This window comes from Lentzea chajnantorensis, from assembly GCF_054300775.1.
In genome coordinates this window covers 4942357-4958462 of the sequence record NZ_JBSDZT010000002.1, presented here as the reverse complement: position 1 = coordinate 4958462, position 16106 = coordinate 4942357, and the positions used below count along the sequence as shown (strand labels likewise).

The following is a 16106-nucleotide window of genomic DNA, read 5'->3' as shown; positions in this document are numbered from 1 at the left end:
AGAGTTGCACCCTGATGTCGGATCGCCGACAAAGGAGTTCGCGATGTCCCTGTCTCGTCGCACCCTGCTCAGCTCCGCCCTCGCCGTGCCCGCGCTCGGCCTCCTGCCCACTGCGGCGCGTGCCGCCAGCCCGCCGGGCGACGTGGTCGGCAAGATCACCGTCGGCTACCAGGGCTGGTTCGCCTGCCGCGGTGACGGTTCGCCGATCGACGGCTGGTGGCACTGGAACGACGACTGGAGCCGACCGCCCGCCCCGGCGACCAGCTCGGTCAAGGTGTGGCCGGACGTGCGCGACTACGCCCGCACCTACCCGACCGCGTTCGCGAACCTCGGTGACGGCCGGCCCGCCGCTGTGTTCTCCAACCACGACCGGCAGACCGTGGACGTGCACTTCGCCTGGATGCGCGACAACGGCTGCGACACCGCCGCCCTGCAACGGTTCAACCCCACCGGCGGTGAGGGTCCGGTCCGCGACGCCGTCACGGCGCACGTGCGGGCCGCCGCCGAAGCCACCGGCCGCAAGTTCTACATCATGTACGACGTCACGAACTGGCAGAACATGCAGTCGGAGATCAAGACCGACTGGCAGGCCAAGATGGCGGCGCACACCTCGTCGCCGGCCTACGCGCGGCAGAACGGCAAGCCCGTCGTCGGCATCTGGGGCTTCGGCTTCAACGACCCCGGCCGCCCGTGGGGACCCGAGCCCTGCCAGGACGTGGTGAACTGGTTCAAGGCGCGCGGCTGCTACGTCATGGGCGGCGTCCCTACGCACTGGCGCACCGAGGTCGAGGACTCCCGGCAGGGGTTCGGGAACGTCTACCGCTCGTTCGACATGATCTCGCCGTGGATGGTCGGCCGGATCGGCACCGCCGCGGACTCGGACCGCTTCCACACCAACGTGAACCTGCCCGACCAGGCCGAGTGCAACGCGCGGGGCATCGACTACCAGCCGTGCGTGCTGCCCGGTGACCTCAACGCGCGGCAACGGGTCCACGGCGACTTCATGTGGCGGCAGTTCTACAACATGGTCCGCCTTGGCGCACAAGGCATTTACATCTCGATGTTCGACGAGTACAACGAGGGCAACCAGATCGCGAAGACCGCCGAGTCGCAGGCCGACGTGCCGATGGGGTCGGGTTTCCTGGCACTGGACGAGGACGGGACCCGCTGCTCGGCCGACTACTACCTGCGGCTCACCGGTGACGGCGGCCGGATGCTCAAGGGGCAGCTCGCGTTGACCGCCACCCGCCCGACCGTGCCGTGGGTCGGCGGACCGCCGGCGCCGGACGTGGACCTGGCGGCGGGCCGGCCGACCGCGCAAAGTTCGCAGAACCAGCACTACGGCAGCGGCAACGTGGTCGACGGCGACCCGAGGTCCTACTGGGAGAGTGCGAACCACGCGTTCCCGCAGTGGGTGCAGGTCGACCTCGGGTCCGCGGTGGCGGTGCGGCGGACGGTGCTGACGTTGCCGCCCGACCCGGCCTGGGGACGGCGCACGCAGGTGGTCGCGGTCGAGGGCAGCGTGAACGGGCAGGCGTTCGGTCCGCTGGCCGGGGCGAGCGGGCGCGTGTTCGACCCGGCGAGCGGCAACAGCGCCACGATCACGTTGCCCGGCAGCCAGGTCCGGTACGTGCGGCTGGTGTTCAGCGGCAACACCGGCTGGCCCGCGGGACAGCTGTCGGGGTTGCGCCTCTACGCGTGACGCAGGTGGCGTTGCGCCAGCTCGACGAACGCCGCGGTGGACGGGTGCGCGGGCAGTGCGGGCCAGGCGAGGTGGACGGTGACCGGGTCGGCGTCGGTCAGCGGCAGGTACGTGACGCCTGCGTGCGGGTGGTGGTGGATCGTGCCCGCGGCCGTGACGCCGACCGTCGCCCCGGTCGCGATCGAGGTCAGCCACTCCTCCACGCCCGGCACGTCCACCGTGCGCGGGCGGGCACCGGACGGCCACAGGTCGGCGGTGGTCGTCGCCGCGGTCTCGCACACGGCCACCGCCTCCCCCACCAGGTCGTCGAGGGTGAGGGCGGTGCGGGCGGCGAGCGGGTGGTCGTCCGCCACGGCGGCCACGCGCGGTTCCTCGATCAACGCCGCGTGCTCCACGTCGGGTGACACCGGGTGGGTGCGCAGCACGGCGATGTCCGCCTCACCGCGCCGCAGCGCCGCCTCGGGGTCGTCGGCGCGGCGGATGCGCACCAGCACGTCCGGGTGCCGGGCCCGCCACTCGCGCAGGAACGGGATCGTGAACCGGCCGAGCGCCGCCCACGCGAACGTCAGCCGCAACGGCTGCGGCCGGACGGCCTCGGCGAGCGCGCTGTCGAGCTGGGTGAGGATGCGGTGGCTGTGCTCCCACAGCCGCTGCCCGCTGCCGGTGAGCGCCACGTGGCGGGTGGTGCGGTCGACGAGGCGCACCCCCAGCCGCCGTTCGAGCTGGTCGAGCGTGCGGGACAGCGCGGGCTGGGTGACGTGCAGCGACCGGGCCGCGGCGGTGATCGACCGGTGGTCGCCGATGGCGGCGAGTGCCCGCAGGTGGCGCAGCTCGACATTCATGACTGCCGATCATAAGTGCTGCACGATCGGCATTTCACCGGCGCGCGGAACGGGCCTAGCGTCGTCGGCATGAGGATTTTGCTCGTGGGAGCCACCGGACTGCTGGGCACCGCCGTGCACGAGGAGCTCGTTGCACGCAAGCACGACGTCGTCACCGTGTCCCGCACCGGCGGTGACCTGCGGTACGACGTGACCGACCCGGACCGGGTGGCCGACCTGTACGCGGCCGTCGGACAGGTCGACGCCGTCGCCTCGGCGGCGGGCTCGGTGCCGTTCAAGCCGCTGACCGACCTGACCACCGCCGACTACCAGGCCGGGATCACCGGCAAGGTGCTGTCGCAGGTGTCGCTCGTGCGGGAGGGCCTCTCGCACGTCACCGCCGACGGCTCGTTCACGCTCATCACCGGCGTGCTCGCGCGCGAGCCGATCGTGACCGGGGCGGCGGCGTCGCTGGTCAACGGCGCGGTGGAGGCGTTCGTGCGGGCCGCCGCCATCGAGATCGCACCGCGGCGGATCAACGCGGTGAGCCCCACCGTGTTCACCGAGGCGCTCGACACCTACGGCGACTTCTTCCCCGGCATGAGGCCGGTGCCGCTGGCCGAGGTGGTGCGGGCGTACGTGCGGTCGATCGAGGGGCGGCAGACCGGCCAGGTCTACGTCCCCTGACCGGACCGGCCGGAGTGGCCGGGCCCGTGGACGTGGGTGCGCAGTCCCTGCGGGTCGAACAGGATCAGCAGCTCGACCGCGTTCCCGTCCGCGCTGCCCAGCCAGTGCGGCTGAGAGGTGTCGAACTCGGCGGCCTCACCGGGCGGCAACGTCAGGTCGAGGTCGCCGAGGAGCAGCCGCAACCGCCCGTTGAGGACGTAGAGCCACTCGAACCCGTCGTGCGTCTGCGGGGTCGGCTCGGCGAGCCCGCTCGGGATGAGCATCTTGAACGACTGCACGCCACCGGGGCGCCGGGACAGCGGGATGAACGTCATCCCGAACCGGTGGATCGGGGTCAGGTGGATGCGCGGGTCACCGGTGCGCGGGGCGCCGACGAGGTCGTCCAGCGGCACGTTGTACGTGCTCGCCAACGGCAGCAGCAGCTCCAGCGTGGCCTTGCGCTGCCCGCTCTCCAGCCGTGACAGGGTGCTCTCCGAGACGCCGGTGGTCGTGGAGAAGCTCGGCGAGGGTGATGCCGCGGTGCCGGCGCAGGGCGCGCAGCCGCGGCCCCACGCCGGTGAGCACGTCGTCGGTGTCCACGACCGGCATCTTGCCAGGGCAGGCCGCGGTGGCTGCCGCACCGGGCGCTAGGCCGGGTCCTCGCTGAACGGACCACCCGGCGCGAAGGCGTGCTCCGCGAACCGCTCCCCGATCCGCCGGTGTGCCGCGGTGTCCGGGTGCAGCGCGTCCGGCAACGGCAGCTCGGCCGCGTCCTGCTCGCCGTACAGCCGCAGACCGTCCAGGTAGGACAGGTTCGGGTCGTCCCTGCGCTCCACGACGGACTCCAGCGCCTCCCTGACCACCCGCAGCGTCAACCGGCCCGGCTCGGGCACCCCGGTCGCGGTGAACAGCCGCCGCCCGGACGCCAGCGCGTCGAGGTCGATCGCGCCCGGCCCCGGCATGTCCTCGTGGATGCCGCAGAAGATCGGCGAGATCAGCACCAGCGGCGTGTCCGGGTGGCCGTCGCGGATCGTGTCGAGGAACCCGTGCACCGCGGGCACGAACGCGCGCAGCCGCATGGCGTCGAAGTTCACGACGTTGATGCCGAGCTTGACGCTGATCAGGTCGGCCGGACGGTCGCGCAGGACCCGCGCGGTGAACGGGTCGACCAGCGCGCTGCCGCCCAGGCCCAGGTTGTGCAGCTCGACACCGCCGTGGCGGGCGGCGACGGCGGGCCAGATCGCGGTCGGCGTGGCGGCGTTCGAGCCGTGGCTGATGGAGCTGCCGTGGTGCAGCCAGATCCGCCGGCCCGGGTCGTGCGGGCGCAGCGGGGCGTCGGCGCGCACCGCGACCAGGTCGACGACCTCGTTGTGCGGCAACCAGAACTCGATGACCTTGGTGCCCTCGGGGAACTCGTGGCGCTCGGTGTGCGGCCGGCCGGGGACCAACCGGGCCTCACCGGTGCGCAGGTCGACCTCCTTGACGTCGCCGGCGGCGAGCACGGTGCTCGCCGCCGGCACCCCGTCCACCACGAGGTCGACGCTGCCGCGCGGCCGGTCGAGTCCGGCGTAGGCGGTGCAGGTCGGGTGCAGGACCAGCTCGACGGTGCGCGCCTCGGTCTCCGCGACCAGGCGCACACCGGACGGGTGGCTCTCCACCGACAGCAGCTGCGGGTCCGGGTACCGCTCGCGCACCCACGCGGGCAGGCGGTGCGGGCGCAGGCCGCGGTCGGTCTGCTCCAGTTCGGCGGCACCGCGCACGAGCGGCGCGACGGGTTCAGATCGGAGCGACACGGTCACCCCACGGCAGCGCCTGTTCGAGCTGGGCGGCGAGCCTGATCAGCAGCGACTCGCCGGCCAGCGGTGCGACGAACTGGACGCCCAGCGGCAGGCCGTCGGCGGTCCAGTGCAGCGGCAGCGAGATGGCGGGCCTGCCGGTGAGGTTCGCGAGCTGGGTGTAGGGCACCCAGCCGAGGTTGTCGCGGATCATGTTCTCCACGATGCCGGTGTTGCGCAGGAACCGCGCGGTGCCGGTCTTGAGCAGCACGTCGGTGATGCGCTGCAGGTTCACCGGCAGGTCGAACGCACCGATCTTGGGCGGCGGGGTGGCCAGCGACGGCGTGAGCAGCAGGTCGTAGGTGTCGAAGAACGTGCTGAGGCGGCGGGTGTGCTCGTGCCGGCGCTGCACCGCGTCCACGTAGTCGACGCTGCTGGTCGCCCGGCCCAGCGCGGCCATCAGCAGCGTGTCGCGTTCGAACGCGATGTCCGGCGCACCGGTCTGCCGCTTCGCGTCGCCGACCTTCCAGGCCAGGTTCACGAACCAGGTCAGCAGGAAGTCGCGGGCCAGCGCGGCGTCGTCGAACGGCGCCTCCGGCAGCTCCTCGACCTCGTGGCCCAGCGACGTCAGCACCTCGATCGCGCCGTCGACCGCGGCGCGTGCCTCGGGGTGCGGGTTCGGGTTGATCGCCGACGGCACGCGCACGCCGATGCGCAGCTTGCCGGGTTCCTCGGTGACGCACGACGCGTAGGACGCCTCGGGCATGCCGGGGGTGAACGGCCCGTACGGCTCACCGCCGCAGATCACGTCGAGCATCGCCGCCGTGTCGCGGACCGTGCGCGAGACGACGCCCTGCACCGCCGCGCCGTGCATCATCTCGGCGGTGCCCGGTCCGAACGGCGTGAGCCCGCGCCCCGGCTTCAGCCCGACCAGGCCGCAGCACGCCGCGGGGATGCGGGTCGAGCCGCCGCCGTCGTTCGCACCGGCGCACGGCACGATGCCCGCCGCCACCGCGGCCGCCGAACCGCCGGAGGAGCCGCCGGGCGTGTGGTCGAGGTTCCACGGGTTGCGCGCGGGACCCCACACGGCCGACTCGCTGATGGCCTTGGCGCCGAACTCGGGCAGGTTCGTCTTGCCGAAGATCACCAGGCCGGCGTCGAGCCAGCGCCGCACGACCGTGGAGTGCTCGGTGACCGGGAACGACCGCAGCGACCGCGACCCGTTCGAGGTCGGCAGGCCCGCGTAGTCCTGGCCGAGGTCCTTGATCAGGAACGGCACGCCGGCGAACGGACCGGTGAGGTCGTCGGAGGGTGTCGCGGGGACATCCCTGACGATCGCGTTGAGCCGCGGGTTCACCGCGGCGGCGCGTTCCCGCGCCACGGTCAGCAGCTCGGCCGCCGACACCTGCCTGGAAGCGACCAACTGCGCCAGCCCGGTGGCATCGTGTTCGCGGTACTCGTCGAAGTCCACGCGATCAAGGTAACCGCTCGTCGCGCCGCTTTCTGCCGAGCGGAGCAACGCCGGGAGCTGCTACCGTTGACCGGGTAGAGATCAACCTCCTCGAAGGAGCTCGACGTGCTGGTGGGTGAAGACGACATCTCCGGGTGAGCCCGGGGTGTGACAGGCCATCGCCTCCGATGGCCGTTTCGTCGTCCCCTCTTCCACCCGCGCGGGTGGCCCGCGCGTTCGCACCTCCCGAGGTCTCACCATGTCTTCCGACGCCTACGTCGTCGTGTCCGGCCTGTCCTTCTCGTGGCCGGACGACACCGTCGTCTTCGACGATCTGTCCGTCTCCTTCCCCGGCGGCCGCACCGGTCTGGTCGCCCCGAACGGTGCCGGCAAGTCGACGCTGCTCAAGCTCATCGCGGGTGCGTTGCCCCCGGCCGGCGGCAGCGTGACCGTCGACGGCGTGCTCGGCTACCTGCCGCAGGACCTGCCGCTCACCGCGGACGTGACCGTGGCCGAGGTGCTCGGCGTCGCGGCGGTGCTGCGCGCCATCAGTGCCGTCGAGTCCGGTGACGTCGACGAGGAGCACTTCACCGTCATCGGCAACGACTGGGACCTGGAGGAACGCACCCGCGCCCAGCTCGACCGGCTGGGTCTGGGCGACCTGGCGCTGGACCGGAAGCTGGGCACGCTCAGCGGCGGCCAGGTCGTGTCGCTGGGGCTGGCGGCCCAGCTGCTGAAGCAGCCGGACGTGCTGCTGCTCGACGAACCGACCAACAACCTCGACCTGGACGCCCGGCACCGGCTCTACTCGGTGCTCGACGACTGGCGCGGCTGCCTGCTCGTGGTGAGCCACGACCGGGCGTTGCTCGACCGGGTGGACCGCGTCGCCGAGCTCGACGCCGGCGAGATCCGGTTCCACGGCGGGAACTTCAGCGCCTACGAGGAGGCCGTCGCCGCCGAGCGCGAGGTCGCGGAGAAGAACATCCGCAGCGCCGAGCAGGAGGTCAAACGCGAGAAGCGGGAGATGCAGCAGGCCCGCGAACGCGCGGCCCGGCGTGCCTCGAACGCCCAGCGCACCCTCTCCAGCGCCGGACTGCCGAAGATCTTCGCGGGCACCATGAAGCGCAACGCCGAGGTGTCCGCCGCCAAAGCCGACGGCACGCACGCCGCCCGGCTCAGCGCCGCGAAGACCCGCCTCGACCAGGCGGAGCGGTCGCTCAAGGACGAGCAGCGGATCAGCCTGGAGCTGCCGCAGACCGCCGTGCCCGCCGGGCGCACGCTGTTCCTGGGCACCGGCATCCGGGTGCGGGACCTGTTCGACGACGCCGACCTCGCGATCCGCGGCCCTGAGCGGATCGCCCTGTCCGCACCGAACGGCGCGGGCAAGTCGACGCTGCTGCGGGTGGTCGAGGGCTCGCTCACGCCCGAGGCCGGTGAGGTGAAGCGCGCGGACGGCCGGATCGCGTACCTGTCGCAGCGGCTGGACCTGCTCGACGACAGCCGCACGGTGGCGGAGAACCTGGCCGCGGCCGCACCGGCGATGCCGCAGGCCGACCGGATGAACCTGTTGGCGCGCTTCCTGTTCCGCGGCGCGCGGGCCCACCTGCCGGTCGGGGTGCTGTCCGGTGGCGAACGGCTGCGCGCCACGCTGGCGTGCGTCCTGTTCGCCGAGCCGGCACCGCAGTTGCTGCTGCTCGACGAACCGACGAACAACCTCGACCTGGTCAGCGCCGCGCAGCTGGAGAGCGCGTTGAACGCCTACCAGGGCGCGTTCGTCGTCGTGAGCCACGACGAGCGGTTCCTGGGCGAGGTGCGGATCGACCGCTGGTTGCGCCTGGAGGGCGGCAAGCTGCTGGAGGCCGCTCGTGGCTGAGGCGGTGCCGGCGCAGGCGTTGGTGGCGCACGAGCTGGTGCGCGGGTTCGGTGGGCGCCGGGTCCTCGACGGGGTGTCGCTCACCGCGGCACCCGGCCGGCGGATCGGCCTGATCGGGGAGAACGGTGCGGGCAAGTCGACGTTGCTGCGGCTGCTCGCCGGGGTCGACGAGCCCGACGGCGGCCGGGTGGACCGGCCGCGGGACCTGGGTTTCCTGCACCAGGAGATGCCGTTCCCGGCGTCGGCGACGGTGGCCGAGGTGGTCGGCGACGCGCTGGCCGACGCACGCGAGGACCTCGCTTCGCTGGACCGGCTCGGTGCGCTGCTGGCCGCCGCGCCCGACGACGTGGAGCTGCTCGCGGCGTACGCCGACCAGCTGGAGGTGGCGCAGCGGCACGAGGCGTGGGACGCGGACCGCAGGGCCGAGATCGTCCTGAGTGGACTCGGGCTGGGCGGTGTGCCGTGGGAGCGCACGCTGGGTTCGCTGTCGGGCGGGCAGCGCCGGCGGCTCGCGCTGGCGGCGCTGGTGGTGCGGCGGCCGGCGGCGTTGCTGCTGGACGAGCCGACGAACCACCTCGACGACGCGGCGGCGGCGTTCCTGGAGGAGCAGCTGCGCGCGTTGCCCGGCGCAGTGGTGCTCGCAAGCCACGACCGGGCGTTCCTCGACGCGGTGTGCACGGACCTGGTCGACCTCGACCCGGCCGTGGAGGGCCCGGTCCGGTTCGGCGGCACGTACAGCGAGTACGTCGGGCAGAAGCGGGCCGACCGCGAGCGCTGGGAACGGCGGTACGCCGAGGAGCAGGAGGAGCTGACCGGGCTGCGCACCGACCTGGAGCTGACCGCGCACCGGGTCGCGCCGAACCGGGCGATGCGCGACAGCGACAAGATGGGCTACGGCGTGCGCGCGAACCGCGTGCAGAGCCAGATCTCCCGCCGCGTCCGCACCACCGCGCGGCGGCTGGAGGAGCTGGAACGCCGGGCCGTGCCCGCTCCCCCGCCCCCGCTGCGGTTCCACGCCGAGCCGACGTCGGCGGCCGACGAGGTCCTCGTGTCGTTGCGGGAGGTCCACGTGCCCGGCCGGCTCGACCTCGACCGGCTCGACGTGCGCGAGGGCGACCGGGTGCTCGTGAGCGGTCCCAACGGTTCCGGCAAGTCCACGCTGCTGCTCGCCCTGGCCGGCCGCCTGGCGGTCACGGGGGTGCGGCGACGTCCCGATCTGCGGGTCGGACTGCTCGACCAGGACACGGTGTTCGAGCACCCGCGGCGCACCGCCCGTGCCACCTACGGGCGGGCGCTCGGGGCGGAGCGGGCGGCGCGGGTCCCGCTGGAGTCGCTGGGGTTGCTGCACCGGCGGGACCTGGGCAAGGCGGTCGGCACGTTGTCGGTCGGTCAGCGCCGCCGGCTCGCCCTGGCGTTGCTGGTGGCCGACCCGCCGCAGCTGTTGCTGCTCGACGAGCCGACCAACCACCTGTCGCCGACGCTGTGCGACGAGCTGGAGGACGCGCTGGGGCCGGGTCCGGGGGCGGTCGTGGTCGCGAGCCACGACCGGTGGCTGCGCAGGCGGTGGGAGGGCGAGGAGCTGGTCGTGGCCGCCCGGGGCTGACGCGGCCCTAGTGCAGCAGCTGCACGAGCTCGTCGACGACCGGTTCGGGACCGCCGTTCGCGACGTGGGCGACGACGGAGAACGGGGCGAACGTGCGCGCCCAGGCGAACAGCCGGTCGCCGTCGAGCCCGCAGGCACCCGCGACCGCCGCGCACCTGGCCGTGACGCCCTCCCGGCCAGCGCCGGTGAGCACGAGGTCGACGGCGTCGAAGCAGGGATCTCCCAGGCACGCCTTGGGATCGACCGCCACGAGGCCGCGTGCGGGACCGCCGTCGAGGGCGTTGCCGGGGTGCAGGTCGCCGTGCAGCACCACGGTCGTGCCGGTCGTGTCGAGCAAGCGCGCGCACTGCTGCATCGCCCGCGCCCACTCCATCGGCCCGATGCGCGCGGCCACGACGGGGTCGTGCAGCCGGCGCCCGATGCGGGCGAAGGCCTCCTCGCACCGCGCCCGCAGCGTGCCGAGCGGGTGTGCGGGCGGGTCGGTGGCGTGCAGCCCGGCCAGCAGGTCCGCCCACAGCGCGGGCAGCGCGTAGGCGGGCAGGTCCTCCGCGAGCGTGCCGGGGAGCACCTCCTCCAGCACGAGGGCACCGGCCTCCTCGTCGGCCGCCAGCACGGCGGGCACCTTGCCCGACGGGGCGAACAGGGCGAGGGCGGCGGCCTGGGCGGCGATCAGCGAGCGGTCCTCGCTGACCTTGAGCACGGCGGGTGTGCCGTCGGACCAGCGGCAGCGCACGACGGTGGCCGACGAGCCGCCGTCGAACGGGGGGCCGAGGGTGAGGTTCCAGCGGGTGGCGAGGTGGGCGGTCGTGCGGTCCAGGTCCACCTTGATCACCTTGCCGCCTTCCCGGTCAGGGCCGGGTGAAGGCGCGCAGGAAGGTGTCCAGCAGCTCCTCGCGGCCCTCGACCGCCACCTGCCCGGACCGCGCGGCGCGGACGACGGCGCGGTAGGAGGGCAGCTCGTCCTCGGCGATCAGGGCGGTGAGCCTGCTCCAAGGCCCATGACGGCCTGAGCCGTCTCCCCTGCCTCTGATGGCATCTGCAAGTACCACCAACTCAACATCAACGGGCACTTTTCTACTACCAACAGCGCCTCCACCCGCCCGAAGGACTTAGGACTGGTTCGGCGAGTGGCGAACAGGTTGGTGGTAGTCAGCGGCGATTTGATCATGTGTTGGTGGTGCTTGCAGATGCCTTGGGCGACAGCAGGGTCGGCGGTCAGGCCTGGTCGAACTCCGGGATCAGCTCCCCCACCAACCGGATGCTGGTCATCACCTCGTCCGCCCCGATCGGCCCGATCTGCTGCAGGCACATCAACCGGTCGATCCCGAGGTCGGCGTACTCGCGCAGCTTCTTGCGGCACGTGTCCGGGCTGCCCACGATGAGCGACTGCTGTGCGGAGAGCACCTCGAACAGCTCGTCGTCGGGCACGTCCTCGCCCTGGAGGATCCGGCCGATCACGAGCTGCGCGCCGGTGGGGGCGGCGTCGGCCTCGGCGCGCAGGAACTCGCCGGTGAGGCCGGTGCCGCCGGTGGCGAGGATGTCCTGGTGGCGTTGCATGGTGGCGGCGAACTCGGCGGCGGCGTTGAAGAAGCGCAGCGCGGTGACGGTGTACCAGGCGGCGGCCGCGGCGGCGCCGTTGCGCATGGCCTGCTCGTCGGTTTCGGCGCAGTGCACGAAGGTGAAGTAGGCGACCTGGTTGTTGACGAACTCGCCGACGGGTGCGGTGCACTGCGCGGCGGCGGCGCGGTAGAGGTCGATCATGCGGGCCACCCGGTCGAGTGACTCCCAGATGGTGGTGCCGAGCACGCCGACACCGCGGCGACCGGCCTCCTCGAACGACGTCGGGGACGCGGCGGCCTGCCACAGCGGCGGGTGCGGGCGCTGCAGGGGCTTGGGGACGATCGAGACGTCGGAGATGTCGTAGTGCTCACCGGTGTGCGAGAAGCGGTCGGTGGTCCACATCTTCGGGATCATCTCGAACGCCTCCGCGGTCTGCGCGCGGGCGTCGGCGGGCTCGATGCCGAACAGGTTCCACTCGGGGATCGTCGACCGGGTCAGGCCGAGCTCGACACGGCCACCGCTGAGGTGGTCGAGGGTGGCGGCGCGTTCGGCGACGCGGATCGGGTGGTTGAACCGGCCCGGCGCGAGGACGGCGGCGTGGCCGAGGCGCATGCGGGAGGTCTGCTGGGACAGCGCGGCGAGCATCAGCTCGGGAGCCGACGAGAGGCTGAACTCGCCGGCGCCGTGGTGCTCCACCTGCCACCAACAGCCATAGCCGAGCTCGTCGGCGAGACGGGCCTGGTCGAGGGCCTGGCGGAAGCGGAACTGCTCGGGAGCGGCACCGGGGTTCTGGATCTCGTTGAACAGGTCGATCTTCATCGGCACACCTCACGTCGCGCGGACACCACGGCTGATGTCTCCCCCGGCGGCCAGGTCGTTACCGTCCCGATGCACATTCGCGCGAACGGACGGGTGCCGGTCAGCCCACCGGTGGGTTCACGTTCTGGTTCGCGTTTTCGAAAACCATTGGACTTCAACGCGAATCGAGACGAAAGGACCGGGAAAACCGGCATCACCGTTGACCGTCCACCCACGAGCGCAGGTCACGCCGCTGCCGCCGTTCACCGTGAATATGCCGGTGAACACAGTTCGCAGAAGCGGGCACGTGCGCTCACGTGGTCGAATGCCCGCGCCGCCGCGATCGGTCGCGGAGATCGACAGCTCGGCACCGGGTCGGTGATCTGTCCGTCTCCCCCGCTGCGTGCGATTCTGGCGAAATGCGGGGGAACTCCAGGTCCTGGCAGGCACATCCGTTCCGGCTGCTGCTCGTCGAGGACGACCGGGAGCTGGCCGAGCTGCTCGCCGCCGTGCTGCGCGGTGAAGGGTACTCCGTGGACGTCGCGCGGGACGGGCATCGGGGGCTGCACCTCGCGCTCACCCAGGCCTACGACGTGGTGGTCGTCGACCGCGGGCTGCCCGTGATCGACGGGCTGGACCTGGTGGTGCGGATGCGGTCCCGGTCCGTGCGCACGCCGGCGCTGGTGCTGACCGCGATGGGCGGGGTGGACGACCGGATCGACGGGCTCGACGCCGGTGCGGACGACTACCTGGTGAAGCCGTTCGACCTGGGCGAGCTGAGCGCGCGGCTGCGGGCGCTGTGCCGGCGGGCGGTGGAGCTGGCCGCTGTGTTGCGGATCGGGTCCGGTCAGCTCGACCTGCAGCAGCACGAGGTGGTGCTGCCCGACGGGGAACGGGTGCCGCTGACCACCAGGGAGTTCGCGCTGCTGCGGGCGCTCGCGAGCCACCCGGAGACGGTGCACACGCGGGCGGCGTTGCGCCGCACGGTGTTCCAGGACGCCCCCTCACCCTCCATTGTGGACACGTACGTGCACTACCTGCGCAGCAAGGTCGGGCGCTCGGTCGTCCGAACGGTCCAGGGCGTCGGCTACCGGTTGGGGGCCCTGTGAGGGCGTGGGCCGAGGCGGAGCGCGCGGAGCTGCGGCGGGCGCGGTTGCGGATCAGCCTGCTGGTGGGCGTGGCGATCTCGCTGATGATCGCGTTCGTCGGCGGCATCGCGTACGTCGTCATGGAGCAGGGCCAGAAGTCGCTGGTGGCCAGGGAACTGCGGTACAACGCCGAGTTCGGCGTGCCCGGCACCGCGCCGCGGTGCGCCTGGGTGTTCACGCTGCGCGGCGGTGAGCTCGACCTCGGCGTGCTCGACGTGCCGCACGGCTTCCCGCTGCACGACGACCTGGCGGCGGTGCGGGCGTCCGGCGCACCGGTCGAACGCGCCGTCGCCGCCAACGGCACCGAGTACCTCGTGCTCACCCGGTCCGGCCGCGACGGCGCGGCGGTGCAGGCGGTGTTCGACACCCGGTACCAGCTCGCCGACCGGCGGCACCTGTTGCAGGCGCTGGGGATCGCGCAGCTGGCCGGTCTCGTCGCCGCGGCGCTGGTCGGCCTGGGCGTGAGCCGCCGGACGGTCGCGCCGCTGGCCGAGGCGCTGGCGCGGCAACGGCGGTTCGTCACCGACGCGAGCCACGAGCTGCGCACGCCGATCGCGCGGGCGTACACGCGGGCGCAGGTGCTCGTCCGGCTGGCCGCGGCGCACGACCTGCCCGACGACCACCGCGACAGCCTCGGCAAGCTGGCCGAGTCGATCCGCGGTCTCGGCGACGTGGTCGACGACCTGCTGCTGTCGGCGCGGCTGCGCCGTGAGCTCGACGGACGGCCGGTGGACCTCGCCGCCGTGGCGGACGCGGCGGTGACCGGCGAGGGCGACCGCGCCGCGGAACGGCGGATCAGGCTCGCGGTCGACCGCCCCGCCGAGCCGGTGGTCGTGACCGGTGTGGAGACGGCGTTGCGGCGGGCCGTGGACGAGCTGCTGGCCAACGCGGTGCGGCACACGCCGGAGGGCGGGCGGATCGACGTGCGGGTCGGGTCGGGTGCCGGGTACGCCGTGGTGGAGGTCGCCGACACCGGCGAGGGGTTCGCCCCCGCCGACGCGGACCGGATCTTCGAGCGGTTCCGGCACGGTGCGGGCGAGCAGCGGTTCGGCGTGGGGCTCGCGCTGGTGCGGGAGATCGTCACGAGCCACGGCGGCGCGGTCGAGGCCGCCGGGAACCTGGGACGGGGTGCGCGGTTCACACTGTTCCTCCCGATGGCGGGTGCGTCTCCGCGCTCGGTCCCGCCGCGGGTCGCGACCGCGTGCCCGTGACGAGGTCGGCGGCCACCCGCACGTCCTCGTCCAGCGGGCGGTCCGGGTCGACCGGCTCGACCGCCCCGGCCAGCGCGTCCAGCAGGTCGGCGCAGCCGGGGGCCGTCGGCCGCCGCCCGCCCACGTGCACCGCCTGCCGCAGCCCCAGCGCCAGCGACCCGCACAGCAACCGCAGCAGCTCCGCGAGGTCGTAGGCGCGCAACGCGGCCTGCGTCCCGAACGGCACCACGTCTTGGTTGTGCAAGTTCGTCGGCAGGCTCTGAGTGGACGCGGGCACGGTGCCGCGCCGCATCTCCGCGACGAACGCGGTGGTCGCCAGCTGCACGCCCTGCAACCCGTGCTGCTGACCGGGTCCCGCCGCGAGCATCGGGGGCAGGCCGGTGTTGCGCACGGGGTCGACGAGCAGGTCGAGCTGGCGTTCCGCGAGGTTGCCCAGCGACGTCGTCACCATGGCGAGCACGTCACCGGCGAACGCGGCCGGCTGGCCGAAGAAGTTGCCGCCGTGCGCCACGAGGTCGTCGTCCGGGAAGAACAGCGGGTTGTCGCTCACCCCGGCCAGGTCCGAGCGGACCACGCCGTCCACGTACCGCAGGGCGTCCTCGCACGCGCCCAGCAGCTGCGGTGAGCAGCGCAGGCTGTACGGCTCCTGCAACGGGCGGTCGCCGCTGGGCCGGATGCCGTCCAGCAGAGCACGCATGCGCGTGGCAACAACCCGAGCGCCGTCGTGTCCGTAGGCGTCGATCAGCCGCGGGTTCACGAAACCGGGGTCGGCACCGAGGACGTCCGCGAGCAGACAGGTCAGGTCCTGCACGGCGATGTGCGACGCGCGCACGGACGACAACGCGAGCGAGAGCGCGGCAGTGGTGACCGAGGTGCCGTTCACCAACGCCAGCGCATCGCGTCCGTCCAACGACAACGGCGTCAGCCCGGCCTCGGCCAGCGCCTCGGCCGCGGGCACCCGCACGCCGTCCAGGTAGGCGAACCCCCTGCCGCGCAACGCCTGCGCCGCGTACGCCAACGGGATCAGGTCCCCACTGGCACCGACCGACCCGTAGCGCGGCACGGCGGGCACGAAGGACGTGCCGAACATCGCGGCCAGCCCGTCCACCACGTGCGCCGAGACACCGGACAGGCCCTGCGCCAGCGACCAGGTCCGCACCAGCAGGGCCGCGCGCACGACGTCCGGCGGGAGGTCGGGACCCTGGCCCGCACCGAGGTGCGCCAGGGTGTTGTCGCACTGGTCCGCCTCGGACGCACGACCGGCGAAGCCCACGAGAGCACCGAAACCGGTCTTGGCGCCGTAGACGGGGCGTTCGTCGTCGGCCAGGACCCCGCGCAGGTGGTCGCGGCCGCGGTGCAGGCGCTGCGCGACGGTCGGCCCGACGAGCACCTCCACGGGTGCGGCCGCGCGGAGGAGGTGCTCGCCGGTCAGCGGCGAGGCGAGGTCCACGGTGGTGCGGGAAGCGGTCGTGGTCACGGCGTCGAAGGTAGGGAGTCGA

General features: G+C 72.9%; 13 protein-coding genes and 1 pseudogene. 6 read left to right on the top strand and 8 right to left on the bottom strand.

The window, feature by feature from the left end; all coding sequences use genetic code 11:
* Positions 1 to 43 precede the first annotated feature (43 nt).
* Positions 44 to 1702 carry a discoidin domain-containing protein gene (locus ACVDFE_RS24575; protein WP_458432015.1) on the top strand — a complete coding sequence of 553 codons (1659 nt, stop codon included), beginning with the start codon at positions 44 to 46 and terminating at the stop codon, positions 1700 to 1702.
* Here ACVDFE_RS24575 and ACVDFE_RS24570 read toward each other — a convergent pair.
* Complete coding sequence (locus tag ACVDFE_RS24570) at positions 1693 to 2544, bottom strand: LysR family transcriptional regulator (protein WP_458432014.1); 852 nt, start codon at positions 2542 to 2544, stop codon at positions 1693 to 1695. The genes ACVDFE_RS24575 and ACVDFE_RS24570 overlap by 10 nt on opposite strands.
* A gap of 69 nt (positions 2545 to 2613) precedes the next feature.
* Here ACVDFE_RS24570 and ACVDFE_RS24565 point away from each other — a divergent pair, with 69 nt between their 5' ends.
* Positions 2614 to 3210, top strand: a complete 597-nt coding sequence (locus tag ACVDFE_RS24565) for a short chain dehydrogenase (RefSeq protein WP_458432013.1) — start codon at positions 2614 to 2616, stop codon at positions 3208 to 3210.
* On the opposite strand, the pseudogene ACVDFE_RS24560 reads toward ACVDFE_RS24565, so the two are convergent.
* The 3 genes and pseudogenes from ACVDFE_RS24560 to ACVDFE_RS24550 form a co-directional block, all read right to left on the bottom strand.
* Positions 3198 to 3798: pseudogene (locus ACVDFE_RS24560) on the bottom strand (helix-turn-helix domain-containing protein). The gene ACVDFE_RS24565 and the pseudogene ACVDFE_RS24560 overlap by 13 nt on opposite strands.
* Before the next feature lie 38 nt (positions 3799 to 3836).
* The gene (locus ACVDFE_RS24555; RefSeq protein WP_458432012.1) at positions 3837 to 4982 is read right to left on the bottom strand and encodes a GDSL-type esterase/lipase family protein; all 1146 of its coding nucleotides are present in this window, start codon (positions 4980 to 4982) and stop codon (positions 3837 to 3839) included.
* On the bottom strand, positions 4966 to 6435 hold the full coding sequence (locus tag ACVDFE_RS24550) for an amidase (protein ID WP_458432011.1): 1470 nt from the start codon (positions 6433 to 6435) through the stop codon (positions 4966 to 4968). Before ACVDFE_RS24550 ends, ACVDFE_RS24555 begins: the two co-directional genes overlap by 17 nt.
* 238 nt (positions 6436 to 6673) lie before the next feature.
* On the opposite strand from ACVDFE_RS24550, the gene ACVDFE_RS24545 reads away from it, so the two are divergent.
* Complete coding sequence (locus tag ACVDFE_RS24545; RefSeq protein WP_458432010.1) at positions 6674 to 8287, top strand: ABC-F family ATP-binding cassette domain-containing protein; 1614 nt, start codon at positions 6674 to 6676, stop codon at positions 8285 to 8287.
* Positions 8280 to 9890, top strand: a complete 1611-nt coding sequence (locus tag ACVDFE_RS24540; RefSeq protein WP_458432009.1) for an ABC-F family ATP-binding cassette domain-containing protein — start codon at positions 8280 to 8282, stop codon at positions 9888 to 9890. The genes ACVDFE_RS24545 and ACVDFE_RS24540 overlap by 8 nt, the downstream gene beginning before the upstream one ends.
* Positions 9891 to 9897: 7 nt before the next feature.
* Here ACVDFE_RS24540 and ACVDFE_RS24535 read toward each other — a convergent pair whose 3' ends face one another.
* The 3 genes from ACVDFE_RS24535 to ACVDFE_RS24525 all read right to left on the bottom strand — a co-directional run bounded on the left by ACVDFE_RS24535 (position 9898) and on the right by ACVDFE_RS24525 (position 12269).
* Positions 9898 to 10722 (bottom strand): aminoglycoside phosphotransferase family protein, encoded by an 825-nt coding sequence (locus tag ACVDFE_RS24535; protein ID WP_458432008.1) that lies wholly within the window; start codon positions 10720 to 10722, stop codon positions 9898 to 9900.
* Between the two features lie 16 nt (positions 10723 to 10738).
* Positions 10739 to 10939, bottom strand: a complete 201-nt coding sequence (locus tag ACVDFE_RS24530; RefSeq protein ID WP_458432007.1) for a hypothetical protein — start codon at positions 10937 to 10939, stop codon at positions 10739 to 10741.
* 166 nt (positions 10940 to 11105) lie between these two features.
* Positions 11106 to 12269, bottom strand: a complete 1164-nt coding sequence (locus tag ACVDFE_RS24525) for an LLM class flavin-dependent oxidoreductase (RefSeq protein ID WP_458432006.1) — start codon at positions 12267 to 12269, stop codon at positions 11106 to 11108.
* A 398-nt stretch (positions 12270 to 12667) separates the two neighbouring features.
* Here ACVDFE_RS24525 and ACVDFE_RS24520 point away from each other — a divergent pair, with 398 nt between their 5' ends.
* Positions 12668 to 13357 (top strand): response regulator transcription factor, encoded by a 690-nt coding sequence (locus ACVDFE_RS24520; protein WP_360388706.1) that lies wholly within the window; start codon positions 12668 to 12670, stop codon positions 13355 to 13357.
* On the top strand, positions 13354 to 14607 hold the full coding sequence (locus tag ACVDFE_RS24515; RefSeq protein WP_458432005.1) for a sensor histidine kinase: 1254 nt from the start codon (positions 13354 to 13356) through the stop codon (positions 14605 to 14607). The genes ACVDFE_RS24520 and ACVDFE_RS24515 overlap by 4 nt, the downstream gene beginning before the upstream one ends.
* Here ACVDFE_RS24515 and ACVDFE_RS24510 read toward each other — a convergent pair.
* Positions 14534 to 16084, bottom strand: coding sequence for an aromatic amino acid ammonia-lyase (locus tag ACVDFE_RS24510; protein WP_458432004.1), 1551 nt, complete (start codon positions 16082 to 16084; stop codon positions 14534 to 14536). The two genes, ACVDFE_RS24515 and ACVDFE_RS24510, sit on opposite strands and share 74 nt — an antisense overlap.
* Positions 16085 to 16106 lie beyond the last annotated feature (22 nt).

Bases quoted from the DNA above. Each gene is read 5' to 3' on its own strand.
- ACVDFE_RS24575 (WP_458432015.1), top strand. From the start codon at position 44: ATGTCCCTGTCTCGTCGCACCCTGCTCAGCTCCGCCCTCGCCGTGCCC.
- ACVDFE_RS24545 (WP_458432010.1), top strand. From the start codon at position 6,674: ATGTCTTCCGACGCCTACGTCGTCGTGTCCGGCCTGTCCTTCTCGTGG.
- ACVDFE_RS24565 (WP_458432013.1), top strand. From the start codon at position 2,614: ATGAGGATTTTGCTCGTGGGAGCCACCGGACTGCTGGGCACCGCCGTG.
- ACVDFE_RS24520 (WP_360388706.1), top strand. From the start codon at position 12,668: ATGCGGGGGAACTCCAGGTCCTGGCAGGCACATCCGTTCCGGCTGCTG.
- ACVDFE_RS24570 (WP_458432014.1), bottom strand. From the start codon at position 2,544: ATGAATGTCGAGCTGCGCCACCTGCGGGCACTCGCCGCCATCGGCGAC.
- ACVDFE_RS24525 (WP_458432006.1), bottom strand. From the start codon at position 12,269: ATGAAGATCGACCTGTTCAACGAGATCCAGAACCCCGGTGCCGCTCCC.